General features: G+C 73.2%; 19 protein-coding genes, 1 tRNA gene and 1 pseudogene. 13 read left to right on the forward strand and 8 right to left on the reverse strand.

Going from position 1 to position 23,778, the window contains the following annotated elements; genetic code table 11:
* The first annotated feature begins 467 nt into the window (after window positions 1–467).
* The 3 genes and pseudogenes from AB0O09_RS07315 to AB0O09_RS07325 form a co-directional block, all read left to right on the forward strand.
* Window positions 468–1,376, forward strand: coding sequence for a LysR family transcriptional regulator (locus AB0O09_RS07315; RefSeq protein ID WP_363540590.1), 909 nt, complete (start codon window positions 468–470; stop codon window positions 1,374–1,376).
* 130 nt (window positions 1,377–1,506) lie between these two features.
* A complete protein-coding gene (locus AB0O09_RS07320) occupies window positions 1,507–1,662 on the forward strand; it encodes a hypothetical protein (protein WP_344623303.1) in 156 nt (51 codons plus the stop codon).
* A pseudogene (locus AB0O09_RS07325) lies at window positions 1,659–1,850 on the forward strand (heavy metal-associated domain-containing protein); the annotation flags it as partial. The gene AB0O09_RS07320 and the pseudogene AB0O09_RS07325, both read left to right, overlap by 4 nt.
* A 482-nt stretch (window positions 1,851–2,332) precedes the next feature.
* On the opposite strand, the gene AB0O09_RS07330 reads toward AB0O09_RS07325, so the two are convergent.
* Entirely contained in the window at window positions 2,333–3,880 is a 1,548-nt protein-coding gene (locus AB0O09_RS07330; protein ID WP_363540591.1) for an alpha-L-arabinofuranosidase B, read from the reverse strand.
* A gap of 639 nt (window positions 3,881–4,519) precedes the next feature.
* On the opposite strand from AB0O09_RS07330, the gene AB0O09_RS07335 reads away from it, so the two are divergent.
* The 6 genes from AB0O09_RS07335 to AB0O09_RS07360 all read left to right on the forward strand — a co-directional run bounded on the left by AB0O09_RS07335 (window position 4,520) and on the right by AB0O09_RS07360 (window position 11,764).
* Complete coding sequence (locus tag AB0O09_RS07335) at window positions 4,520–5,500, forward strand: ABC transporter substrate-binding protein (RefSeq protein ID WP_363540592.1); 981 nt, start codon at window positions 4,520–4,522, stop codon at window positions 5,498–5,500.
* Between the two features lie 87 nt (window positions 5,501–5,587).
* Window positions 5,588–7,105 carry a sugar ABC transporter ATP-binding protein gene (locus tag AB0O09_RS07340; protein WP_363540593.1) on the forward strand — a complete coding sequence of 506 codons (1,518 nt, stop codon included), beginning with the start codon at window positions 5,588–5,590 and terminating at the stop codon, window positions 7,103–7,105.
* A complete protein-coding gene (locus AB0O09_RS07345) occupies window positions 7,102–8,145 on the forward strand; it encodes an ABC transporter permease (RefSeq protein WP_363540594.1) in 1,044 nt (347 codons plus the stop codon). The genes AB0O09_RS07340 and AB0O09_RS07345 overlap by 4 nt, the downstream gene beginning before the upstream one ends.
* A complete protein-coding gene (gene yjfF / locus AB0O09_RS07350; RefSeq protein WP_363540595.1) occupies window positions 8,142–9,116 on the forward strand; it encodes a galactofuranose ABC transporter, permease protein YjfF in 975 nt (324 codons plus the stop codon). Before AB0O09_RS07345 ends, yjfF begins: the two co-directional genes overlap by 4 nt.
* Before the next feature lie 220 nt (window positions 9,117–9,336).
* Window positions 9,337–10,035: a histone-like nucleoid-structuring protein Lsr2 gene (locus AB0O09_RS07355; RefSeq protein WP_363540596.1), complete on the forward strand. Its 699-nt coding sequence runs from the start codon at window positions 9,337–9,339 to the stop codon at window positions 10,033–10,035.
* A 229-nt stretch (window positions 10,036–10,264) separates the two neighbouring features.
* Window positions 10,265–11,764, forward strand: a complete 1,500-nt coding sequence (locus AB0O09_RS07360) for a multicopper oxidase domain-containing protein (RefSeq protein ID WP_363540597.1) — start codon at window positions 10,265–10,267, stop codon at window positions 11,762–11,764.
* Window positions 11,765–11,810: 46 nt separating this feature from the next.
* Here AB0O09_RS07360 and AB0O09_RS07365 read toward each other — a convergent pair whose 3' ends face one another.
* Window positions 11,811–12,734 (reverse strand): NADP-dependent oxidoreductase, encoded by a 924-nt coding sequence (locus AB0O09_RS07365; protein ID WP_363540598.1) that lies wholly within the window; start codon window positions 12,732–12,734, stop codon window positions 11,811–11,813.
* A gap of 139 nt (window positions 12,735–12,873) precedes the next feature.
* Between AB0O09_RS07365 and AB0O09_RS07370 the strand changes: the two genes are divergently transcribed.
* Window positions 12,874–13,923, forward strand: coding sequence for a helix-turn-helix domain-containing protein (locus tag AB0O09_RS07370; RefSeq protein WP_363540747.1), 1,050 nt, complete (start codon window positions 12,874–12,876; stop codon window positions 13,921–13,923).
* A 336-nt stretch (window positions 13,924–14,259) separates the two neighbouring features.
* Here the strand turns inward: AB0O09_RS07370 and AB0O09_RS07375 are convergent.
* The 3 genes from AB0O09_RS07375 to AB0O09_RS07385 form a co-directional block, all read right to left on the reverse strand.
* Window positions 14,260–14,336, reverse strand: a tRNA-Met gene (locus AB0O09_RS07375).
* Window positions 14,314–14,865, reverse strand: coding sequence for a hypothetical protein (locus AB0O09_RS07380; protein ID WP_363540599.1), 552 nt, complete (start codon window positions 14,863–14,865; stop codon window positions 14,314–14,316). The genes AB0O09_RS07375 and AB0O09_RS07380 overlap by 23 nt, the downstream gene beginning before the upstream one ends.
* A gap of 95 nt (window positions 14,866–14,960) precedes the next feature.
* Window positions 14,961–16,052 (reverse strand): vWA domain-containing protein, encoded by a 1,092-nt coding sequence (locus tag AB0O09_RS07385; RefSeq protein ID WP_363540600.1) that lies wholly within the window; start codon window positions 16,050–16,052, stop codon window positions 14,961–14,963.
* 222 nt (window positions 16,053–16,274) lie between these two features.
* On the opposite strand from AB0O09_RS07385, the gene AB0O09_RS07390 reads away from it, so the two are divergent.
* From AB0O09_RS07390 to katG, 3 genes are all read left to right on the forward strand, one after another.
* Window positions 16,275–17,405, forward strand: coding sequence for a nucleotide disphospho-sugar-binding domain-containing protein (locus tag AB0O09_RS07390; protein WP_363540601.1), 1,131 nt, complete (start codon window positions 16,275–16,277; stop codon window positions 17,403–17,405).
* A 116-nt stretch (window positions 17,406–17,521) separates the two neighbouring features.
* Window positions 17,522–17,716 (forward strand): hypothetical protein, encoded by a 195-nt coding sequence (locus AB0O09_RS07395; protein WP_363540602.1) that lies wholly within the window; start codon window positions 17,522–17,524, stop codon window positions 17,714–17,716.
* Window positions 17,717–17,840: 124 nt separating this feature from the next.
* Window positions 17,841–20,030 carry a catalase/peroxidase HPI gene (katG, locus tag AB0O09_RS07400; protein ID WP_363540603.1) on the forward strand — a complete coding sequence of 730 codons (2,190 nt, stop codon included), beginning with the start codon at window positions 17,841–17,843 and terminating at the stop codon, window positions 20,028–20,030.
* An 85-nt stretch (window positions 20,031–20,115) separates the two neighbouring features.
* Here the strand turns inward: katG and AB0O09_RS07405 are convergent, their stop codons facing one another.
* The 3 genes from AB0O09_RS07405 to AB0O09_RS07415 form a co-directional block, all read right to left on the reverse strand.
* Entirely contained in the window at window positions 20,116–21,489 is a 1,374-nt protein-coding gene (locus tag AB0O09_RS07405; RefSeq protein ID WP_363540604.1) for an MFS transporter, read from the reverse strand.
* The gene (locus tag AB0O09_RS07410; protein ID WP_363540748.1) at window positions 21,486–22,289 is read right to left on the reverse strand and encodes a glycerophosphodiester phosphodiesterase; all 804 of its coding nucleotides are present in this window, start codon (window positions 22,287–22,289) and stop codon (window positions 21,486–21,488) included. Before AB0O09_RS07410 ends, AB0O09_RS07405 begins: the two co-directional genes overlap by 4 nt.
* Before the next feature lie 128 nt (window positions 22,290–22,417).
* Window positions 22,418–23,449: a glycosyltransferase family 2 protein gene (locus AB0O09_RS07415; protein ID WP_363540605.1), complete on the reverse strand. Its 1,032-nt coding sequence runs from the start codon at window positions 23,447–23,449 to the stop codon at window positions 22,418–22,420.
* Window positions 23,450–23,778: the final 329 nt, after the last annotated feature.

Below are 23,778 nucleotides of genomic sequence, written 5' to 3' on the forward strand. Positions count from 1 at the left end.
GCGACGTCGGCGCGGCGGCCGGCCGGGGCGGGCGTCCTGCGCACGGGGACGCCGGAGGACTGGGCGGGTGTCCGCCGCACGGATGCGCCGGACGGGGAATGCACTGCCGGTCGACCGCTGGGGCAAGCGTGCACCGGACCACCTCCCGAGGAACTGCCGGCCACGGGCGGGCCGGTCACCGTGAGAAGAGGGCCGGATCGAGGTTTCGTCCCGCGCCTTTGCCAATCCTTTGCCATTCGCCGGGTTCCGGGCCCGGCGCGACCCGGGGGCGTCGCGGCGGCCGCCGACCGGCCCGACCGCTCGTCAACCCGGGTGCGGGGCAAGGAGAACGGGCGCACACGACCTGTTGATCTTGCAGGTGAACCGCCTGTGACACGGGCCCGGTGCACGGTACATTGCCGTACCGGCCGGTACCGCGGCTGCCGCGCCGGCCCCTGTGTCCCAACCCTCCGGACGCGAGCGAGGCCATGATGCGACTGAACCTCAACCAACTGGCGGTTTTCGCGAAGGTCATCGAGTGCGGAGGGTTCTCGGCCGCCGCACAAGTGCTGTTCCTGAGCCAGTCCTCGGTGTCGAAACAGGTGCAGAACCTGGAGATAGCCCTGCGGACCCAGCTGGTCGACCGCTCGGGTCCGAAGATCCGCCCCACCCTGGCGGGCGAGATCCTGCTCGCGCAGAGCAAGGAGGTGCTCGCCGTCGCCGACCACGCCGTCGAGGCCGTCCAGGCGGCGGCGCTGCTGCGGACGGAGCCCCTGGTCATCGGCAGCACCAGCACCGTCAGCGGCCAGTTCCTGCCGTCCGTCCTGCGGGAGCTGCGGCGCCGCGAGCCGGCCGCCCAGTTCAACCTCGCCATCGGCACCGCCGACCAGCTCGCCGAGGCGCTGGAGGAGGGCCGGACGGGCATCGGACTGAGCGGCGGTCCGCTGCCGCCCGGCCGGTACCGCTCCGAGCGGCTCGCCGAGGACGACATGCTGCTGGTCTGCCCGGCCGACCACCCGCTCGCGGGCCGGACCGTCACCCCCGCCGACCTGGCGGGCGAGACCTTCCTGCTGCGCGAGTGCGGCTCGCAGACCCGCCGCCAGCTCACCGACCTGCTGCACAGCTGGGAGCTGACCGGCGCCCGCACCCTCGACCTGTGGGGCACCGAGGGCGTCAAGGAGGCCGCCCGGATCGGCCTCGGCGTCGGACTGGTGCCGCGCTGCTCCGTCCGGCTGGAACTCCGGCACGGCGTGCTCGCCGAAGTCCGCGTCCGTCCGGCGCCCGAGCGCCGCGCGGTGCTGGTCAGCTGGACGCTGGCCCGACCGCTCACCGCCTACGAGCAGCTGCTCCTCCCCCTCCTGCGGGACGTCGCGGGCACGGCGGCGAAGGCGGCGTGACCGCGGTGCGGCTCCACCCCGGTCGGTCCGATCCGGGATGCCCGGGAACTCACCGCCGCCCCGCCCCGACTGCTGGGGTGTGGAGACTTCGGAGCCGGGTACCCGGCCGCATCGTGTTCTGACGGGCTTCGTGCTGCTGCTCGTCCTGGTGTTCGGCGGGGCGTTCGCCCTGGGCAGGGCGGTCGGCCCGGTGGCACCGGGGCTGCGGCCCGCCACCGGCGGCACGCCCGGCACCGGTCATCCGGGCGGCGGCATGCCGGGCCATGCGGCGGGGGCGGCCCGGTGAGCGCCGCGACCGGCCGCGTGGTCACCGACCTGGCCGTGGGCGGCATGACCTGCGCGGCGTGCGTCGGCCGGGTCGAGAAGCGGCTGGCCCGGATCGACGGCGTGACGGCGACGGTGAACCTGGCCACCGGCCGCGCCCGGGTCGTCCATCCGGCCGGCGTCCCGTTCGCCGACCTGGCAGCCGCGGTGGTACTCCGGGTGTGCGGCCCACACCTCCGCGGTGCTGTCCGGGAGCAGGTCGAGCGGCCGGCGGCCCACCTGCCTGGAGTGGCGCGAAGAGCCGTACTGACCCCGGGCCCCCGGCCCGGACCGGCCCACCACGGCCCGGCCCCGCCGGACAGGCGCTACGGCACCCGCAGGGTGACGGCCGCGGTGTGCAGGCGGCCACCGGTCTGGAACTGCAGGAAGACCCACCAGTTCCCGGCTTCGCGAGGAGGGCGTAGAAGGTCAGCACCGGGCCGCCGCCGCCCGCGGTGACCGGGGTGATCGGGGTGATCGGCCGCACGATCAGGAGATCCGCCCGCACCGCGCCGATAACCGAAATTCGGCAGCCTCTTGCCGGGGCGTCACGTCCGGACGGGGCCGGCACCGCCGAGGAGCAGGCGGTGCCGGCCCGCCGAGCGGCATGGCGGGCCTCACGACCGGGGCAGGCCTCAGGACCGTGACGGGGCTCAGGACCAGGGCTGGGCGGCGAGCCAGCTGGTGTCCTCGCTCCAACTGGTGGCGTTGTCCCAGGTGTTGCTGCCGCCGTCGCCGGCGAGGTAGCCGGTGTAGGCGTAGTGCCGCAGGTACTTGTTCGGGTAGTTGACCGACTGGAAGGAGAAGCCCTGGCCGCTGTGGCCCGCCTGCGGACAGAAGGTCGCGTCCTGCATGAACAGGGCGGTGCCGTCGCTCGCGGCGGTGTGGAGCTGGAAGCCGGAGTGGCGCAGGTACTGGCCGGGGGCGGCGGCGGACTCGAAGGACAGGCAGCTGCTGTCGGCCAGTCCGGCGCGGACGGTCCAGCCCGCGGCGGTCCTGTCGGCGGCCGGGCTGACGGCGTTGATCGGCGAGATGGCCACCGTGCCGTCGGTGTTGCGGCGCAGCGAGTCCGCGGTGCAGCAGGCGGTGGTGGCCCGGAGCGAGATGCGGGAGCCGACGGTGAGCGAGCTCGACGTGACGGGGGCCGTCTGGTAGCCGACGGCGTTGATGTTGGCCTGCACGGCGTTCTCGGTGGCGTCGGAGGGGTAGCCGGAGGTCATGACGCCCTCGTAGAAGGTGCCGCTCGAGGATTTGCTGTTGTCGCCGCCGATGCCGAGGATGATGGCGCCCTCCTTGTGCATCGGGTTGTAGCCGGACGCGTTGGGGCGGGCGCCGCTGTAGAAGGTGGAGAGTCCTCCCGAGCGGGCGTTGCCGGCGCGGATGGCCCACTGGTTCGGGCCGCCCTTGACGACGGCGGTGAGGAAGCGGTGGCCGACGCTCGGGTCGTTGGCGTTGTAGCCGACGTCGGCGCCGGAGAACAGGCCGTTCTCGAGGTCGGCCATCACCCAGGGGCCGTTGCCGGCTCCGGTGCCCCAGATCCGGCTGTCGCCGAAGTAGACGGCCTCCATGTGGCCGTTTCCGGTGTCGAGGTTGTTGGTCTCGGCGTTGCCGTAGTCGAAGCAGCAGCCGCCGCCGAAGTGCGTTCCGTCGAGGACGGCGTACATGCCTTCGGGCTGGTCGCCGGTGGCGATCCCGGAGGTGTGGTTGTTGCGGTAGCCGGTGCCGGCGGCCACGTAGACGCCGTAGACCGGGTGTCCGCCGGCCTTCACGGGTGCGGCCGTGGCGGGCGCGAGGTCGTCGGGGCCGCCCGCGGCCCCGCCCGCGGGTGCCTGGGTGAGGTTGTTGCCGCGGCCCGACTGGTCGTAGACGACGGTGATCAGGCAGGTGGTGGCGGCGCAGAAGGTGTCCTGGGCGGCGGCGGCGTAGCCGCCGGCGCTCAGCGGGCCGATGTCCCTGGTCGCGCCGTCCGAGGCGCGCCGGACCTGGTAGAGGGCTCCGTTGTAGGCGCCGTAGAGGGCACGGGTGGTGCTGTGGGCCGCGACGCAGGGCGTGCCGCCCGCGGCGTAGATGTCGCACGGCCCCTGGGTGGCGGCCTGCGAGGTTGCTTCCGTGCCGGCGAGGAGGGCCGCGGCGAGGACGGCGGTGGTCCCGGACGCGAGCAGGGCGCGCCGGGCGCGGCGCAGCCGTGTTCGAGCAGCCAAGGGTGGGCTCCTTTGCTGGTGGCGGGAGTTGAGTGTTAGCGCTAACAATCTGAGCCGGCGGCAACGCAAGGCAGCTGGGGTGATCGAGAGTTCGGCTCAGAGGCGGCCGGGCATCACTATGAACACTCCGTATGACCGCGTCAAGGTGCCCGACAGCTCCCGACGCACAACCGCCGGTCGCCACCGGTCGCCACCGGAACGGCCCCTCCCCGCACCACCTAGGCATTCGCGACCCGCTACACCCAACGGGGCGACATCCGCACCGGTGCAGCAGGCGCCGGCCACGGATCCCCTGCCCGACGTCCCGGACCCCCGACGCCGTCGGCGACCGGACGAGCGGGCCGGCCCGCAGCGGTCAAGATTCGATAAAGCGGTGCACCACTCTTGCCCCCGCCATATGTGAGCGCTAACAATCATCGGGCGAAGACGCCGGTGCTCCCACCCCAGCGCACGCCGGTGACGCATCGGTACGCCGAAGGATCATCCTCACACCGTCTTTGACGATCCGTCCGATCGCTTCAGGGCCCGGGCCGGCGGCTGCCGCCCGCCCGGACCAGCACACCCGTCCCTCCGCCGACCGCTGCCTGCCGCCCGCTCCGCAGCCCCCGGCCCGGAGGGGACCATCGAGAGGAAGCCCAGATGTCCAAGAGAGCCGCTGCCGCCGTCCTGGCCGGCGTCATGATCGTCGGCCTGTCCGCCTGCTCGTCCACCGGCGGTTCGTCGGACGGCAAGAAGCCGGGCGGCAAGCTCGTCCTCGGCTTCGCCCAGGTGGGCGCCGAGAGCGGGTGGCGCACCGCGAACACCAAGTCCGTCCAGGAGGCGGCGAAGAAGGCCGGCATCACCCTCAAGTTCTCCGACGCCCAGCAGAAGCAGGAGAACCAGATCAAGGCGATCCGCTCGTTCATCCAGCAGAAGGTCGACGTGATCGCCTTCTCGCCGGTGGTCGAGTCCGGTTGGGACACCGTGCTGAAGGAGGCCAAGAACGCGCACATCCCGGTGATCCTCACCGACCGCGCGATCGACTCCGAGGACACCTCGCTCTACGCCACCTTCCTGGGCTCGGACTTCGTCGAGGAGGGCAAGAAGGCCGGCGACTGGCTGGTGAAGGAGTACCAGGGCAAGCCGGGCGAGGTGAACATCGTCCAGCTGGAGGGCACCACCGGCTCCGCCCCGGCGAACGACCGCAAGTCCGGCTTCGCCGACGTGATCAAGGGCGACCCGAAGTTCAAGGTGGTCGCCTCGCAGACCGGCGACTTCACCCGGGCCAAGGGCAAGGAGGTCATGCAGGCCTTCCTGAAGGCGCAGCCCAAGATCGACGTCCTGTACGCCCACAACGACGACATGGCGCTCGGTGCGATCCAGGCGATCGAGGAGTCCGGGAAGAAGCCCGGCACCGACATCAGGATCGTCTCCGTGGACGGCGTCAAGGACGCCTTCACCGCCATGTCCCAGGGCAAGATCAACTTCGATGTGGAGTGCAACCCGCTCCTCGGCGACCAGCTGATGGAACTGGCGAAGAAGGTCAAGAACGGCGAGAGCGTCGAGCGCCGGATCAAGACCGTCGAGGGCACCTTCACCCCCGAGCAGGCCACCGCCGCGCTGCCGACCCGTCAGTACTGACCGGCCGGCGCACCGGGCCGCCCGCCGCGCCGCAGCCCCACGGCGCGGCGGCCGCCCCGGTCCCGACCGACCACGAAAGGAGGACCGATGCAGCAACCGGTCCTGGAAGTACGCGGGCTCCGCAAGGAGTTCCCCGGCGTGCTGGCACTCGACGACGTCGACTTCCGGCTCTTCCCCGGGGAGGTGCACGCGCTGATGGGCGAGAACGGCGCGGGCAAGTCCACCCTCATCAAGGTCCTCACCGGCGTCCACCCCGCGGACGGCGGCGAGGTCGCCCTGGCCGGCCGGCCGCTGCGGATCGCCGGTCCGCTGCAGGCGCAGCAGGCCGGCATCTCGACGGTCTACCAGGAGGTCAACCTCTGCCCGAACCTGTCGGTCGCGGAGAACCTCTTCATCGGCCGTGAGCCGCGCCGCCGCGGTCTGATCCACTGGTCCGAACTGCGCCGCCGCGCCGCGGCCTCGGTCGCCGCACTCGACCTGGACATCGACGTCACGGCCCCGCTGGAGAGCTTCTCGATCGCCGTCCAGCAGCTGGTGGCGATCGCCCGGGCGGTGGACGTCGAGGCCAAGGTGCTCGTCCTGGACGAGCCGACGTCCAGCCTCGACCGCGACGAGGTCGCGCAGCTGTTCGCCGTCATGCGCGGGCTGCGCGAGCGGGGCGTGGCGATCCTGTTCGTCTCGCACTTCCTCGACCAGGTCTACGAGATCTGCGACCGGATGACCGTCCTGCGCAACGGCCGGCTGGAGGGCGAGTACCTCACCCGGGACCTCAGCCAGGTCCAGCTGGTCTCCCGCATGATCGGCGCCGAACTCGCCGACCTGGAGGGGCTGGCGACCGCGAGCCGCCGCACGGACCGGCCCGCGCCGGAGCAGCCCTTCCTCAGGGCGGAGAAGCTCGGCCGGCGCGGCGCGGTCGAGCCCTACGACCTGACCGTGCGGCCCGGCGAGGTCGTGGGGCTGGCGGGGCTGCTCGGCTCCGGGCGCACCGAGGCCGCCCGGCTGCTCTTCGGCGCCGACCACGCGGACAGCGGCACCGTGCGGATCGACGGCCGGCCCGCCGCGCTGCGCACCCCGCAGGCCGCGGTCGCGCACGGCATCGCCTTCTGCTCCGAGAACCGCAAGTCCGAGGGCCTGGTCGGTGAACTCACCGTCCGCGAGAACATCGTGCTCGCCCTCCAGGCCTCCCGCGGCTGGCTCCGGCCCCTGTCGCGCACCGCGCAGGACGACTACGCGCTGCGCTGGATCAGGGCGCTGAACATCCGCCCCGGCGATCCCGAGGCACTGGTGCGCAACCTCTCCGGTGGCAACCAGCAGAAGGTGCTGCTCGCCCGCTGGCTGATCACCGACCCCAAGCTGCTGATCCTCGACGAGCCGACCCGCGGCATCGACGTCGGCGCGAAGGCCGAGATCCAGAAACTGGTCGCGGACCTCGCCGAGAAGGGCATGGCCGTGCTGTTCATCTCCGCCGAACTGGAGGAGGTCCTGCGCCTCAGCCACCGGATCGGCGTGCTGCGCGACCACCGCATGGTCGCCCAACTGGCCAACGACGGATCGCTCACCCCGGAGCACCTCATGGAGACCATCGCGAGCGGAGCCCGGCGATGACGAAACACCGGCTCTTCTGGCCCGCAGCGGTCCTCGTCGCCATGCTGCTGACCAACCTGCTGTTCACCCCGGACTTCTTCGCCGTCCACACCAAGGAGGGGCACCTCTACGGCAGTCTGATCGACATCCTGCACTTCGGCGCACCGCTGGTCCTCGTCTCCCTGGGCATGACGCTGGTCATCGCCACCGGCGGCATCGACCTGTCGGTCGGCTCCACGGTCGCCATCGCCGGCGCCCTGGCCTGCCTGCACATCAGCGAGGCCGCCGACCCCGGCAGCGTCTCCACCGTCCTGACCGCCGTGGCACTGGCGCTGGCCGTCGCACTCGTCCTCGGCACGGTCAACGGCCTGCTGGTCTCCCGCATCGGCGTGCAGCCGATCGTCGCCACCCTCATCCTCATGGTCGCCGGCCGCGGCGTCGCCCAGCTGATCACCGACGGCCAGATCATCACCGTCACCAGCGACCCCTACCGGCTGATCGGCGGCGGCTACTGGCTGACCGTCCCGTTCTCGGTGCTGCTCGCGGCGGCCGCCGTCACCCTGGCCGTGCTGCTCACCCGCTCCACCGCCCTGGGCCTGCTGCTGGAGTCGGTCGGCGGCAACCCCGTCGCCAGCCGGCTGGTCGGCATCCGCGCCCACCGACTGACCACCCTGGTCTACGTCGCCAGCGCCGTCTGCGCGGCCGTCGCCGGACTGATGATCAGCTCCAACGTCTCCGCCGCCGACGGCAACAACGCCGGCCTGTGGATCGAACTCGACGCCATCCTGGCCGTCGTCATCGGCGGCACCTCGCTCAACGGCGGACGCTTCTCGATCGGCGGCACCGTGCTCGGCGCCCTGGTCATCCAGACCCTGTCCACCACCGTCTACACCATCGGCATCCCGCCCGAGACCACCCTGGTCTTCAAGGCCGCCGTGGTCATCACCGTCTGCCTGATCCAGTCGCCGCAGTTCCGCGCCAAACTCGCCCGCCGTCGCACCACCGCGCACGGCGGCCGGCAGCCGAAGCCCGCATCCGCCGATCTGAAGGTGGGCGCATGAACACCACCCTCGCCGCAAGACTGCGCGGCCACGTCCCGCTGCTGGTCACCACCGTCCTGCTCGTCGCGATGTTCGGCGTCGGCTCGGTGCAGTACGAGGGCTTCTTCTCCGGCCAGGTCCTGCTGAACCTGCTGATCGACAACGCCTTCCTGCTGGTCGTCGCCGTCGGCATGACCTTCGTGATCCTCACCGGCGGCATCGACCTGTCGGTCGGCGCGGTCGTCGCCCTCTCCACGATGGTCTCGGCCTGGCTGGTGGAACAGCACCACTGGCCGATCCTCGCCGTCGTCCCGCTGGTGCTGGCGATCGGCACCGGGCTGGGCTGGGCCATGGGCTGGGTCGTCCACACCTTCGAGATCCAGCCGTTCATCGTGACGCTGGCCGGCATGTTCCTCGCCCGCGGCCTCTGCTACACGATCAGCGTCGAGTCGATCTCCATCACCGACCCGTCGTACACCGCGATGGCGCAGACCCGCGTCCCGCTGCCCGGCGGTACCTTCCTCTCCCCCAGCGCCGTCATCGCCGTGCTGGTCGCCGCGGCGGCCTTCGTGGTCCTGCACCACACCCGGTTCGGCCGCAGCGTGTACGCGCTGGGCGGCAGCGAGCAGTCCGCGCTGCTGATGGGTCTGCCGGTGGCCCGCACCAGGATCACCGTCTACGCGATCAGCGGCTTCTGCTCCGCCCTCGGCGGCGTCCTGCTGACCTTCTACATGCTCTCCGGCTACGGCCTGCACGCCGTCGGCCTGGAACTGGACGCCATCGCCGCCGTCGTCATCGGCGGCACCCTCCTCACCGGCGGCTCCGGCTACCTCGTCGGCACCGTCCTCGGCGTGGCGGTCCTCGGGCTCATCCAGACGATCATCAGCTTCCAGGGCACGCTCAGCTCCTGGTGGACGAGGATCGTCATCGGCGCCCTGCTGTTCGTCTTCATCGTGCTGCAGCGCGTCATCACCGCCCGCCGCCGCACCTAGGAGTGTCGTCGAAGGCGTACGGATGCCACGCAGGTGCCCCCACGCGCCCCTGAATCGACCACCCGAGCGCCCTTGAAGCCAGCTCTCCCAGGAGTCTTCGACCGGCACTCGGGGCGCGATTCAGCGGGCGCGCCCCGCGCCCTCACGTGTCGGAGTCGTGGGCTACCGTGCCTCCTGTCCTGACCCGATCCGTGGTCAGGACAGGAGGAACGGGGGCGGCATGGACGAGGGCGGATCACAGCCGGGGGACGTCCTGCGGGAGTGGGAGCGGATCGTCCGCCGGGTTCGGCGGCACGCGCCGGAGGCGGTCGCCGCGCTCGACGGCCCGGGGGACCCGGCGGCGATCGAGGCGGCGCAGCGCCGCACGGGCGTCGTCTTCCCGCCGGAGCTGCGGGCGTGGCTGGCGGCGAGCGGCCTCGGCCGGCTCCGGGCGGACGGCGGCCGCGAGACGCTGGTGGCGTTCGGACACGAGGGGGTCCTGCCGACCGGGGGGCTGCTGCTCGGCCTCACGGACATCGAGCGGGTCCACGGGTTCAAGCAGTCCCTGGAGGAGTCCGACCCGCCGGACGGCGACGACGTCAACTGGCGCAGCTGGTGGGTGCCGATCACCGCCGAGTGCGACGGGTTCTCCGGGCGCTTCCTCGACGCCCGCACCGGCGCGGTGGGGGCGTGGAGCGAGGGGGAGCTCCCGTCGGAGGGCCTCCACCCTTCGCTGTCCGCGTTCCTGCGGGCGGCCGCGGACGAGCTCGAAGGAGTCCCCGCCGCACCGGGGTCCGGCCCGGGCTCCCGGGTCCGGCAGGGGCCGGACGACGAGGCCGTCCGGGCCTGGGCGCGTCGGAGCGGCTACGCGGTCAACGACCGCGGCAGGATCCCGTCCGCCCTCCGCGAGGCCTGGCGGGCGGCGCGGGCCGGCGGCTGACGGGCCGCCACCGGTGGTGGTTCCCGCCGGGCAGGGCCGGCGGGCCCTCGTACGAACGGGTGGTCTACCGCGGCAAGCGGTGGGCTCGGCCCGGTTCGACCACGACCGGTGCCTTCGGCGGGTGTTAGTTTCGAACTCCTCGTCGGGTCGGGCCGGCGCCGGCCGACGGCGCGCGGACGGCGTGTCCGTCGAGCGGTTCCCTGTCCGATCGGCGTCGTGAGGTGGCCGGGTGGGTGTGTGGTCGCGGCGTGCGGTGCTGGCCGGTCTCGTCTCCGCCCCGGTCCTGACGGCGGGTTGTGTCGCCGGACCGGCCGGCAGGGCGGTGCCTGACGGCGAGTCGGGCAGCGGGGCGGCGTCGGAGGGCCCGGGGCCCGCCGGCTACCGGCGGCTGCCCGTCCCGCCGCTCGCGGAGTCCCGCACGGAGGACGGCGTGCGGTGGTTCACGCTGGAGGCGCGGCCAGGCCGGGCGGAGATCGTGCCGGGGAGGTCCACGCCGACCTGGGGCTACTCGCAGGACCTGCTCGGTCCGACGCTGCGCGCCCGCACCGGTGAGACGGTGGGCGTGCGGGTCCGCAACCGGCTGCCCGAGCCGACGTCCGTCCACTGGCACGGCATGCACCTGCCCGCGGCGTGCGACGGCGGCCCGCACCAGCCGATCGCCCCGGACGCCGCCTGGGAGCCGTCGTGGACGATCGCCCAGCCCGCGGCGACCCTCTGGTACCACCCGCACCCGCACGGCTCGACCCAGCTGCACACCTACCGCGGTCTGGCCGGTCTGTTCCTCGTCGACGACGGGGCGGGCGCGGGGGCCGCCCTGCCGCACGAGTACGGCGTCGACGACCTCCCCGTCATCCTGCAGGACAAGAAGCTCAACGCCGACGGCACCCTGGACGAACGCGACGAGGCCGGGACGGGACTGACCGGCCCGACGGTGACGGTGAACGGGATCACGGGCGCGTACGCACCGGTGGCCACCGACCGGGTGCGGCTGCGCATCCTCAACGGCTCGACGATGCGGATCTACAACCTCGGTCTGGACGACGACGGCGAGTTCGAGATGGTGGCCTCCGACGGCGGGCTGCTCGCCGCGCCCGTCCGGCTCCGCCGCCTCGTCCTGACCCCCGGGGAGCGGGCGGAGGTCGTCGTCCGCCTGCAGGCGGGCCGGCCGCGCACCCTGCGGTCCTTCCCGGCCCCGCTGCCCGCCAGGAAGGGCCGCGGCCCGTCCGCCGGAGCCGCCCAGGGCGAGGAGTTCGAGCTCCTGCGCCTGGACCCGCGACCGCAGCTCCGCGCGGGCACGGCGACGCCCCCGGCACTGGCCGTGATCCCCCCGCCGGTGACGGCGTCCGCGGTGGCGCGCGCCTTCGAGCTCGACGGCAACACCATCAACGGCCTGCCGATGGACATGGAGCGGATCGACGTCACCGCCACCGTCGACGTCCCGGAGGTCTGGACGGTGACGAACACCCACAACCGGGTGCACAACTTCCACGTCCACGACAACCACTTCCAGGTCCTCGACGTCAACGGCGGCCCTCCCCCGCCGGAACTCGCCGGCTGGAAGGACACCGTCTCCGTGCCGCCGTCCGGTTCGGTGCGCCTCGCCGTGGTCTTCCGCGACTACGCGGACCCGCGGAGCCCGTACATGTACCACTGCCATCTGATGCGCCACGAGGACGACGGCATGATGGGCCAGTTCGTGGTCGTCGGGAAGGGCGGGCGGACGGGCTGAGCACTCCCCGGGCGGGGGCGGCGCCCCCGGTCCCGGGTGCGGCGGATCAGTCGACGGTGAGGACGATCTTGCCGGTGGTGCGGCCCTGCTGGCCGATCTCGTGCGCCTTGGCCGCCTGCGCCAGCGGCAGGACGGTCTCGACCACGGGCTTCAGCGCGCCGCGCTCCGCCAGGGCGGCGATCTCGCGCAGGCCGAGGTGGTCCGGCTCGACCAGGACCCAGGACGCCCGCACGCCGTCCGGAGCGGCCGGGACGTCGTCCGGGCCGGGCAGGGTGATCAGCCGGCCGCCGGTCCTGAGCACCTTCAGGGAGCGTTCGGCAGTCTCGCCGCCGAGGCCGTCCAGCACCACGTCGACGTCGGAGACCACGTCCTCGAACCGGACCGCGCGGTAGTCGACCACCTCGTCCGCGCCCAGCTCCCGCAGCAGGTCGTGCTTGCCGGCACTGGCCGTGCCGATGACGTACGCGCCGCGGGCCTTGGCGATCTGCACGGCGAAGTGGCCGACGCCGCCGGCCGCCGCGTGCACCAGCACCCGCTCCCCGGGGCGGACGTCGGCCGCGTCCACCAGGGCCTGCCAGGCGGTCAGCGCGGCCAGCGGCAGCGCCGCGGCCTCCACGTGCGTCAGGTTGGCGGGCTTGGGCGCGAGGTGGCGGGCCGGTGCGACCACGTACTCGGCGTACCCGCCGGCCTGGCGGGGGAAGAGCGGCATCCCGTAGACCTCGTCGCCGGGGCGGAAGATCCCGACGCCGGGGCCGACGGCCTCGACCGTGCCGGACACGTCCCAGCCGACCGCCGGCACCGCGCCCCACTCGATGAGGGCGCCGCCGGCCCGGGTCTTCCAGTCCACCGGGTTCACCCCGGCCGCGTGCACCCGCACCAGGACTTCGTTCAGCCCGGGCTCGGGCCGCTCGACCTCGCGCTCGACCAGGTTCTCGGGTCCGCCCCACTGCTCCACGACCACCGCACGCATGTCTGTTCCTCGTCCTTCGTCTGCGTTCCCGTGCGCCGGGCTCCCCCGGCGACGCAGTCAACGATCCGGCACCCGGGCCCGGCACGGTGTTGGCCGTTCGGTCACCATGTGACAGGATCTGGCCATGGCCGGATCACGGATGGACATGACGGAGAGCGAGCGGAAGCGGACGCCGGGTGCACCGGGCCGGCCGCACCGGATCGCCGTGCTCGCCCTGCCCGGGGTCCCGCCCTTCGAGCTCGGCATCCCGTCCCGCGTCTTCGGCAGCGCCGAGGACGCCGAGCGGCGCCCGCTCTACGAGGTCACCGTCTGCACGGCCGACGGCGCCCCCGTCCTCAGCGACGCCGGCTTCACCGTGCAGCCGGCCGCCGGCCCCGAGGCGCTGGCCGCCGCGGACACCGTGATCGTCCCGCCGACGCACGCCATGCCCGAGCTCGGCCACGGCGGCCCCCTGCCGCCCGAGGTCTCGGCGGCCATCGCCGGGATCCGGCCCGGCACCCGGCTGGTGTCGATCTGCACCGGCTCGTACGTGCTCGCCGCGGCCGGCCTGCTCGACGGCCGGCCGGCCACCACCCACTGGAACCTCGCCCCGGAGTTCCGCCGGGCCTACCCGGACGTCAAGGTCGACGAGGACGTCCTGTTCGTCGACGACGGCGACGTGCTGACCTCCGCCGGTGTCGCCGCCGGCGTCGACCTGTGCCTGCACATGATCCGCCGCGACCACGGCGCGGCCGTCGCCAACCGGGCCGCCCGCATGTGCGTCGTGCCGCCGTGGCGGGACGGCGGGCAGGCGCAGTACATCGACCGGCCCGTCCCGGAACCCACCGTCGCCAGCACCACCGCCACCCGCGCCTGGGCCCTGGAGCACCTCGGCGAGCCGCTGCCCCTCGACCGGCTCGCCGAGCACGCGCGGATGAGCCTGCGCTCCTTCACCCGGCGGTTCCGCGACGAGGTCGGCATGACCCCGGTGCAGTGGCTGACCGCCCAGCGCCTGGAACTCGCCAAGCACCTGCTGGAGACCACCGACCTGCCGATCGACCTGGTCGCGCACCGGGCCGGCCTCGGCTCGGGCAACTCGCTGCGCACCCACATGCGGACGGCCTTCGGGGTCTCACCCGCCGCCTACCGCCGCACCTTCAGCCCCCACGACACCGTCACCGCCGTCCCCGCCGCCGGGGCGCGCCGCTGACGGTCCGGCGGGCGGCACCGCGCCGCCCGGGCGGGTGGCACGCCGGCGGCGATCCGCGCGGACGGCCCCGGGGCAGCGGTGGGGCGCGCCCCGGGACCCGCGAGGCGGCCGGCCACTGCTCGGCCGGCCGCCCGTTCGTCGCGACGACCGCGGCTGTGCGCCGATGTTAGAGCCGGTCGGCGCCGCTGTCACCGGACCGCGCGATGGACACCTTCGATGCGTCGCTCCCGCCCACTGCCGTACGGGCGGCCGCGCCGGACGGGAGGGCGGTCGGGGTCCTCGGTGCACGGCAAGCGACCGGGCCCGGTGCGCTGATGCGCACCGGGCCCGGTCGGTTGGTAGCGGGGACAGGATTTGAACCTGCGACCTCTGGGTTATGAGCCCAGCGAGCTACCGAGCTGCTCCACCCCGCGTCGGCGAAGGCGACTCTACGGCACGGGGGCCGCGGAACGCGAACCGCTTCCGCCGGGTCGGCGCGTCGGCCCGCGCGGGGGCGGCGATCGCCGTCGGCGGCGTCTCCAGCCAGCGGCGGTGGGCGGCCTCCTGGTCGGCGGCGGTGGCCGCCAGGTGCGCGGGGGCGGGGGCGAGGATCGGCAGGGCGGGAAGCTCGGTGCCGGCGGCGGGCGGCAGGAGCAGGTAGGCCTCCTCGCCGCCGCTCTCGCGCAGGAACCCGCTGGGCCACGCGTCGCGGCGGGCCCCGGCGACGGCGAGCAGCCAGCCGAGCGGCTCCAGTCGGCGGCGGGCGTCGAGGAGGGCGCCGAAGCCGTCCCATCCGGTGCCCTCGACGTGCCCCCAGGGGCCGTCGGCCCGGATCGTGTAGGTCTGCCGCCGCGGGGCGTCCTCGTCGAACCAGCAGGCCAGACGGCAGGGGGCGGTGCGGCCGCGGTCGGTGGTGGACAGGGCGAGGGCGCTCGGGTTCTCGGTGCGCAGCTGGGGGCTCACGGTCGGTCGGTCCGTCCTGGCGGCAGGGCGCCCGGTCCCGGTGCGGGCTCGGGTGCGGTCGTCGTGGTGGGGTCGGTGCGGTGGCCGTCGCCCCGTCAGAGGAGGACGAGCAGCTTGGTGCCCGGCACCAGCTTCCGGTTCACGGAGGTCGACTGGACGAAGACGGTGTACGAGGGGTTCTCGCCCGGCTTGACGGTGGCCTCCGAGGCCGGCAGGCCCAGGAGTTGACGGGCCGCCGGGCCGGAGAACACCCTGCCCGTCATCCGGCCGGTCACCGGGTCCTTCTCCGCCACGGCGAGCTGCTTGGTGCCCTGGATCTTCTCCCGCTTGGAGAGCTCGTAGAAGGCGCAGCCGGTCGTGTAGGCGTGGCCGGCGCTGGTGACGAACTCGCGGATCGGCAGCTGCTGGTCGACCGGGACGAGGATGTACTTGCCGGTGTCCAGCGCGTCGAGGTTGGCCTTCACCTCGTCGGTGCTCAGGTCCTGGCCCATGGCGAAGAGGTTCCTGGTGCCGCGGACGCCCTGCTCGCGGCCGCGGAGGAAGCTGGTGGCGGCGGACTTGACGGTGCCGATGGCCTCCTCGACGCCCTTGCTGGAGTCGGCGTCCCAGATCGCGATGTTGCCCGCCGGGAAGCCGTACTCCTGGGCGGTGCGCTTGGCCAGGGAGTTGGGGACGAGGATCGCCGACGTCCAGTGGTCGGGGAGGTCGTCCATGGCGCCCTTGATCCGGTTCATCCAGGTGCGCAGGGTGGCGGCGCCGCGGTCGCCGCCGACGCGGGTGTGCATCCGGCCGGTCTCCGACCAGCCGGAGGCGTTCTCCTCGCCGTCGGTGACGACGACCTGGAGGAAGGAGTGCTCGCCGTACCCCTCCCAGATGTTCTTCAGGTCGTCGACCGACTTCACGGCCGCCTCGATCAGCGCCGTCGCACCGCCGTCGACCGCGTAGAGGCCCCGCAGGGACGGCAGGTGCTTCACGTCCATGTCCCAGACCAGGTTCTCCACCTCGTGGTCGAAGGCGTAGAGGCTGATCCGGGTCTCGTGACCGAGCCGGTCGGACTCCTCCTGGAGGCCCTTCACGAACTCGTCGACGACGCGGACGAGCTGCGCCTCGTGCTGACGCATCGAGCCGGACTTGTCGACTACCAGCGAGACGTGGTTGACCTTGTGCTTGATCCTGTTCGCAGACATGGTCCGCCCCTTTTCCAACGCAATTCCGGCGCCGTTCCCGGCGCCCCCTCCGACGTTGGTTCCACCGTAGGGCGGGGCACTGACAGCCCCCGGGCCTCCGGAACGGCCGATTGTCGACGGTGGTGGGAACACGTACTGACGGTCCATCAGTTCGTCCGGGCGGGGCCGGCCCGCGGGCCGGCCCCGGAATCGTCCGAGCGACGCAACACCCGGGAGACACACGTGCGCATCCTCTTCACCGGCCCGGCAGCGCCGAGCCACCTGTACCCGATGGTGCCCACCGCGCAGGCCCTGCGGGCCGCGGGACACGACGTGCTGTTCGCCGTCCCAAGGCCGATGGAGCAGCTCGGCCTGGCGGGCTTCCCGATGGTCGGGATCGGCGACGGAACGTCCCTGCAGGAGGCGTTCGAGGCCTTCAGCGGCGAGGAGGCGGTGAGTTACGCCAAGCCCGACCTGACCCAGGACCAGATCCTCGAACGGGCCGCGGCCGCCTTCGCGTACGCCTCGCGTCCCACCGTCGACGACCTGCTGGAGACCGCCCGCGGGTGGGGGGCCGACCTGCTGGTCCACGACTCCTGCCTGGCCTCCGCGCAGCTGGTCGCAGCCCGGCTGAAGATCCCGGCGGCGCTGCAGAACTTCGGTTTCAGCTCCGGCCTGGACATGGCCGCGCGGCTGGCCCGCCGGGTCACCGACCTCTACGAGCGGTACGGCGTGTCCGCCCCGGCCGCGTCCACCCCGCTGAACATCGTCCCGGCCGCGCTGGGCGGCGATTCGGGCGGCCTGCGGATGCGCTACGTGCCCTACAACGGCGGCGGCGCCGTGCCCGTGGAGCTGCTGCGCCGGGGCGACCGGCCGCGGGTCGCGGTGACCCTCGGCACGGTGATCACCCGGATCGACGGCCTGCGGGCGATCACCCGGCTGATCGGGGCGGCCGCGGCGGTCGACGCGGAGTTCCTGCTCGCCGTGGGTGACGCGGATCTCACCCCGCTCGGTACCCTTCCGGCCAATGTCCGGCCGCTGCCGTGGGTGCCACTGGCCGAGCTGCTGCGCGTCTGCGACGCGGTCGTCCACCACGGCGGTGCCGGCAGCGCGCTGACCGCGCTGCAGGCCGGTGTGCCGCAGCTGCTCCTCCCCCAGGGCGCCGACAACTTCACCGTCGCCGACGTCCTCACCGCCACCGGCGCCGCCCTGCGCAGCGGCTCCGAGGACGTGGACTCCGGGCTGCTCGACCGGCTCGTCACCGATCCGGCGCTCCGGACGGCCGCCGTGCGCCTCCGGGCGGAGAACGACGCCCTGCCCACCCCGGCCGCCCTCGTCCCCGACGTCGAGGCGCTCGTGACCGCCCGCCGCTGACCGGGGCGGGTCCGGACGGCCCCGGCGCCGCAACCCCCGACGCGTCGGCACCTGCGGCGGCAGGCGCCGATCGGACCCGGTCGGCCGCCGCGACCGGCGCCGGCCGTCCGAGCCGGATGCTCGACGACGTCGAGAAGACCGTGCTCCGCGCCCCCTTCGCCCCCGCACCGCGCGGCCTGTTCACCGGCTCGCCCTCCCTCGCGCCGCGCCCGCCCCACTTCGTCACCCACCGCTCCGGACGCGCCGCCCTGGAACGCCTGCCCCCCGCCCGCCGGCTGCCCGGTCTGCTCGCGTCCGCCCTGCGCGGCTGACCGGTCACCCGGCTCGGCGTCGACGAAATCGGACGCTCTGCGTGTTCCTTTCACCCGCGCGGACCGAGGTGGGGGACGATACGGGCAAATCCGAACAAAACCGAGGAAGGAAGAAGGGGCGGACGTGTCCGGCAGCGAGAGCGAGAACCCAGCAATCCCCTCCCCCACCCCCGCATCGACCCGGCCCCGGACGAACCGGGACTGGTGGCCCGACCGGCTGGACCTCCAGGTGCTGCGCCAGCACTCGCCCGGTTCCGGTCCGATGGACGAGGACTTCGACTACGCGGCGGAGTTCGCCACCCTGGACGTGGCCGCGCTGAAGCGGGACGTCATCGCACTGATGACGCAGTCGCAGGACTGGTGGCCCGCCGACTACGGCCACTACGGACCGCTGTTCATCCGGATGAGCTGGCACGCGGCCGGCACGTACCGCATCGCGGACGGCCGGGGCGGCGGCGGCAGCGGAGCCCAGCGGTTCGCGCCGCTCAACAGCTGGCCCGACAACGCCAGCCTGGACAAGGCGCGACGGCTGCTGTGGCCGGTCAAGCAGAAGTACGGCCGGAAGATCTCCTGGGCCGATCTCCTGGTGTTCGCCGGCAACTGCGCCATGGAGTCCATGGGGTTCAGCACGTTCGGCTTCGGCTTCGGACGCGAGGACATCTGGGAGCCCGAGGAGATCTTCTGGGGCCCCGAGGACACCTGGCTCGGCGACGAGCGCTACAGCGGCGACCGCGAGCTGGCCGATCCGTTCGGCGCCGTGCAGATGGGCCTCATCTACGTGAACCCGGAGGGCCCCAACGGCACCCCGGACCCGCTGGCCGCGGCCCGCGACATCCGGGAGACCTTCGCGCGGATGGCCATGAACGACGAGGAGACCGCCGCGCTGATCATCGGCGGCCACACCTTCGGCAAGTGCCACGGCGCCGTCGACCCGTCGTACCTGGGGCCGGAGCCCGAGGCCGCTCCCGTCGAGCAGCAGGGACTGGGCTGGCACAACACGTACGGCAGCGGCAAGGGCGCCGACACGCTCACCAGCGGGCTGGAGGGCGCCTGGACCAACGAGCCGACGAGGTGGGACAACGGCTACCTGGACAACCTGTTCCGGTACGACTGGGAGCTGACCGCCAGCCCCGCCGGGGCCCACCAGTGGAAGCCCACCGACCCGGCGGCGCAGGACACCGTGCCGGACGCGCACGACCCCTCGAAGCGGCACGCCCCGATGATGCTGACGACGGACCTCGCCCTGCGGGAGGACCCGGTCTACGGGCCGATCTGCCGCCGCTTCCACGAGAACCCGGACCAGCTCGCCGAGGCGTTCGCCAAGGCCTGGTACAAGCTGCTGCACCGCGACATGGGCCCGGTGTCCCGGTACCTGGGGCCGTGGGTCCCCGAACCGCAGCTCTGGCAGGACCCGGTCCCCGCGGTCGACCACGAACTGGTCGGGGACGAGGACGTCGCCGTGCTCAAGGAGCGGATCCTCGGCTCCGGCCCGGGCATTCCGCAGCTGGTCACCACGGCGTGGGCGGCGGCGGCGAGCTTCCGCGGCACCGACAAGCGCGGCGGGGCCAACGGGGCGCGGATCCGGCTGGCGCCGCAGAAGGACTGGGAGGTCAACGACCTGCCCGAGATCTCCGGGACGGTCCGGCGGCTGGAGGAGATCCAGCGGGAGTTCAACGGCGCGCAGACCGGCGGCAAGAAGGTCTCGCTCGCCGACCTGATCGTCCTCGGCGGCTGCGCGGCGGTCGAGCGGGCCGCGCGGAACGCGGGGCACACCGTCACCGTCCCGTTCTCTCCGGGACGCACGGACGCCTCGCAGGAACACACCGACGTCGAGTCGTTCGCCGTGCTCGAACCGCGGGCGGACGGGTTCCGCAACTACCTGCGGGACGGCGAGAAGCTGTCGCCGGAGACCCTGCTGCTCGACCGGGCGAACCTGCTGACGCTGACCGCGCCCGAGATGACGGTCCTGGTCGGCGGCATGCGCGCGCTGGACGCCGGCTTCCGGGGATCCCGGCACGGCGTCCTCACCGAGCGACCGGAGGCACTGACCACGGACTTCTTCGTCAACCTGCTCGACATGCGCACGGAGTGGCGGGCGTCGGAGTCGGAGGCGAACGTCTTCGAGGGACGGGACCGCGCGACCGGCGAGGTGAAGTGGACGGCCACCGCCGTCGACCTGGTCTTCGGGTCGCACTCCCAGCTGCGCGCCCTCGCCGAGGTCTACGCCTCCGGGGACGCGGCCGAGAAGTTCGTGCGCGACTTCGTGGCGGCGTGGAGCAAGGTGATGGACCTCGACCGGTTCGACCTTCGCTGAGCCCTCGAACGGCGCCGGGCCGTCGCACGGCGGTGCTCGGCCGGCCCTGTGGGCCGAGCAGGCACCGCCGTGCGACGGCCCGCCGTCAGAGCCGCTCGGGAACGGGGTTGCCGACGGCCTCGACGGCGCGCCGGAGCGGGACCTTCACCAGCACGGCGAAGCCGATCACGAAGAACACCAGCAGGGAGATGATCGCCGAGCGGTAGCTGCCGGTGATCTGGTACGCGAGGCCGAAGACCAGCGGGCCCATCCAGCTGGTGCCGCGGTCGCTGACCTTGTAGAAGCTGAAGTACTCGGCCTCCTTGCCGGGCGGGATCAGGTGGGAGAAGAGCGAGCGGGAGAGCGCCTGGCTGCCGCCGAGGACGAGGCCGATCATGCAGGCCAGGGCGAAGAACCAGATCGGCTTGTGGGCGGGCATGACGTAGCCGAGGGCGAGGGTGAACACCCAGGCGACCAGCGAGCCGAGGACGGTCCGCTTGGCGCCGTACCGGCCCGCGATGCGGCCGAGCAGCAGGGCGCCGCCGATCGCCACGATCTGGACCAGCAGCACGGCGGCGACCAGCGAGGTCTGGTCCATGCCGAGTTCCTCGCTGCCGTAGAGCGAGGCCTGCGAGACGACGGTCTGGATGCCGTCGTTGTAGCAGAGGAAGGCGGCGAGGTAGAGCAGGGTGAGCGGGTACTGGCGCATGCCGCGCAGGGTGCGGGCGAGTTCGCGCAGGCTGCCGCCGGCGGGCCGGTCGGCCGCGGCGGGGTCGGGGGCGGCGCCGGCCCGGGAGGGCAGCCGCAGCATCGGGACGACCGTGAACAGCGCCCACCACAGGCCGGCCGAGGCGAGGCAGATCCGCACGGCGGTGCCGGAGGACAGGCCGAGCGCGTCGTGCCCCTCGAACAGCGCCAGGTTGGCGATCAGCAGGAGTCCGCCGCCCGCGTAGCCGTAGGCCCAGCCCTTGGAGGAGACCGCGTCGCGCTCGTCGGGGGTGGCGAGGCGCGGGAGGTAGGCGTAGGAGAGCGCGACCGACACGGCGTACGCGATGTTGGCGACCACCAGCAGGCCGCCGCCGAGCAGGTAGCGGTCGCCGCCGAGGAAGAACATCGCCATGGTCGCGATCGCGCCGACGTAGGCGAAGCCGCACATCAGTTCCTTGTGCCGCCCGGTGCGGTCCGCGACCGTGCCGGTCAGCAGCATCACCGCGACGGACACCAGCACGGAGAAGGAGACCGTGTACGGGAAGAACGAGCCCGCGCGGATCGTCAGTCCGAGCGGGTGCACGTCGCCGGCCGCGTCGGCGGCGTTCTTGGCGACGGAGGTCAGGTACGGTCCGAGGAACACCGTCAGCACGGTGGCCGAGAAGGCCGCGTTGGCCCAGTCGTTGATGTACCAGCCGAACTGCATCCGGCGCAGGGTCCGGCCGTCGGTGGAGGTGTCGAGGTGGTCCGGCAGTCGGGCCGCTGTGTTCATGGGGCTCCTGTCTCCGTGCTGGAGCCGGTGCTGCCGTCGGTCCAGCAGCCGCGCTCACCGAGGACGTCCCGCAGGACGTCGATGTGATCGGCCATGATGCCATCCACGCCGAGGTCGAGGAGAGCCCCGATCCGTACCGGATCGTCGACCGTCCAGACGTGCACCTGCAGGCCGAGCCGGTGGGCGGCGCGGACGAAGGCCCGGTCGACGACCGGCACGCCCCGGTGACGCTCCGGGACCTGCGCGCAGATCCCGGCGAACGGCGTCCCGCGGCCCCGCAGCAGCGGGCCGGCCAGTGAGCGCAGCCGCAGCCGGGCCACCTCGCGCGGGCCGAGCGAGGTGGCCAGCCGGGGGCCGGCGGCGGCGCGGACGGCGGCGAGGCGGCCGTCGGAGAAGCCGCCGACGCAGACCCGGTCCCAGGCGTCGGTCCGCCGGACCGCCTCGACCAGCGGTCCGACGGCCTGCGCCGCCTTGACGTCGATGTTGAAGCGGGCGCCGGGGAAGGCGTCGAGCAGGTCCTCCAGCAGCGGCACGGGTTCGGTGCCGCCGATCCGGGCCTTCCGGACGGTGTCCCAGGGCAGTTCGGCCACCGCGCCGGAGCTGTCGGTGACCCGGTCCAGACGGGAGTCGTGGAAGGCCACCAGGACGCCGTCGCGGGTGGCGTGCACGTCCGTCTCGAGGTAGCGGTAGCCGAGGGCGACGGCGGCCTCGAAGGCGGCGAACGAGTTCTCCGGGCGTCCGAGGTCGCCGCCCCGGTGCGCGAAGGCGAGCGGCCCCGGGTGGTCGAGGAAGGGGTGCATGGCGTGCTCCGGGGTGCGGGAGGGGCCCACGCGGGGCCGGGTGCTGCTGCCCGCTCCGAGCCGCCTCGGACCGCGCGCGTTACAGTATGACGCAAGGTGTCAAGCAGTAACGCGCACGGCCCGCGGGCTCAGCCCCGGGCGACGGCCTGCCGGGTGCGCCGGGCGAGGCGGTGCAGACGCTGCACGGCGACGAAGCGGCGCATCCGATCGGCCAGCGTCAGCCGGTACTTGAGCCACAGCTGGGTGTTCAGCCCGGCCAGCCGCTCGGGGCCGATCGCCCGGACCAGCCGGCTGACGTGCCGCTGGTAGGCCTCCCGGTAGGCGCGGTCGCCGTCCGGGACGGACCAGAAGAACATCGGGATCTCCTCGACCAGGCAGTTCCGGTCGTAGGCGCGCAGGTGCTCGGCGAACACCGGTTCGGGGCGGCCGAGCAGCCACTCCCGGACGAGCTCCATCGAGCGGACCCGGTCGGCCAGGCCGCGCGGGTCGGTCTTCTTCTGGGTGATCGACGGCTCGCCGTCCTCGCGGACCCGCCAGTGGTAGACCGGGTCGGCGAGCACGTCGACCCGCTCGGCCAGGAAGTGGTGCGGCACGCTGACCGGCGCGTCCTCGTACAGGATGCCCTCGGGGTAGAGGATGCCCGCGACGTCGAAGAACGAGCGCCGGTAGACCTTGTTCCAGGCGGTGCGGTCGGTGACCAGGGCCGGCAGTTCGCTGACGTGGGTGCGCAGCCGCGTCTCGCGGAACGGGCGGCGGTGCGCGTGCGAGGGGGTGAGGCCGTCGCGCCGCAGCCGCATGGCGTTGCCGGAGGCGAAGTCGGAGCCGGTCTCGTCCAGCGTACGGATCATCAGCTGGTACGCGTGCGGCGGCAGGGTGTCGTCGCTGTCCACGAAGGCCAGGTACTCGGTGCCGGGGGTGAGGTGGCGCCAGCCGGTGTTGCGGGCGGCGCCGAGGCCCTTGTTCTCCTGCCGGACCAGCCGGAAGCGGGGGTCCTCGGCGGCGCGGGCCTCGGCGATGGCGGCCCCGCCGTCGGTCGAGCCGTCGTCGACCATGACGCACTCGAAGTCCTCGAAGGTCTGGGCCGCGATCGAGTCGAGGCACTCCCGGAGGTAGCGCTCGACGTTGTGGATCGGAACGACGACGGAGAGGCGCGGGGCCATCCAACGGCCTTTCGCTCAGGGGCGGCCGCGCCGGGCGGGCGCCGGCCACCGATCACCGCAAGTGACTGGTCGCCACCGGTAGCGGCCGAGCGTAGGGAACGCGCACGACCGGCGGATGAACGGCGGTTGGCGGTCGGCCTGCGACTCGGTGCGGCGGCCCCGGCCGGCCGGGCCGGGTCACCCGGCCTTCGCCGGGGGACGGACCGGCCCGGAGATGACACGGCCCGAACGCCCGGAACGCCGAGGAGGGCGCACCCCGGTGCCGCGGAACGCCGTCGCCCGGAACCCCGGCGCCCCGGCCGGGCCGGCCGGGGCGACGGTGGTCCGCT

The organism is Kitasatospora sp. NPDC093679, assembly GCF_040683455.1.
GTDB classification, from domain to species: Bacteria; Actinomycetota; Actinomycetes; order Streptomycetales; family Streptomycetaceae; genus Kitasatospora; species Kitasatospora arboriphila.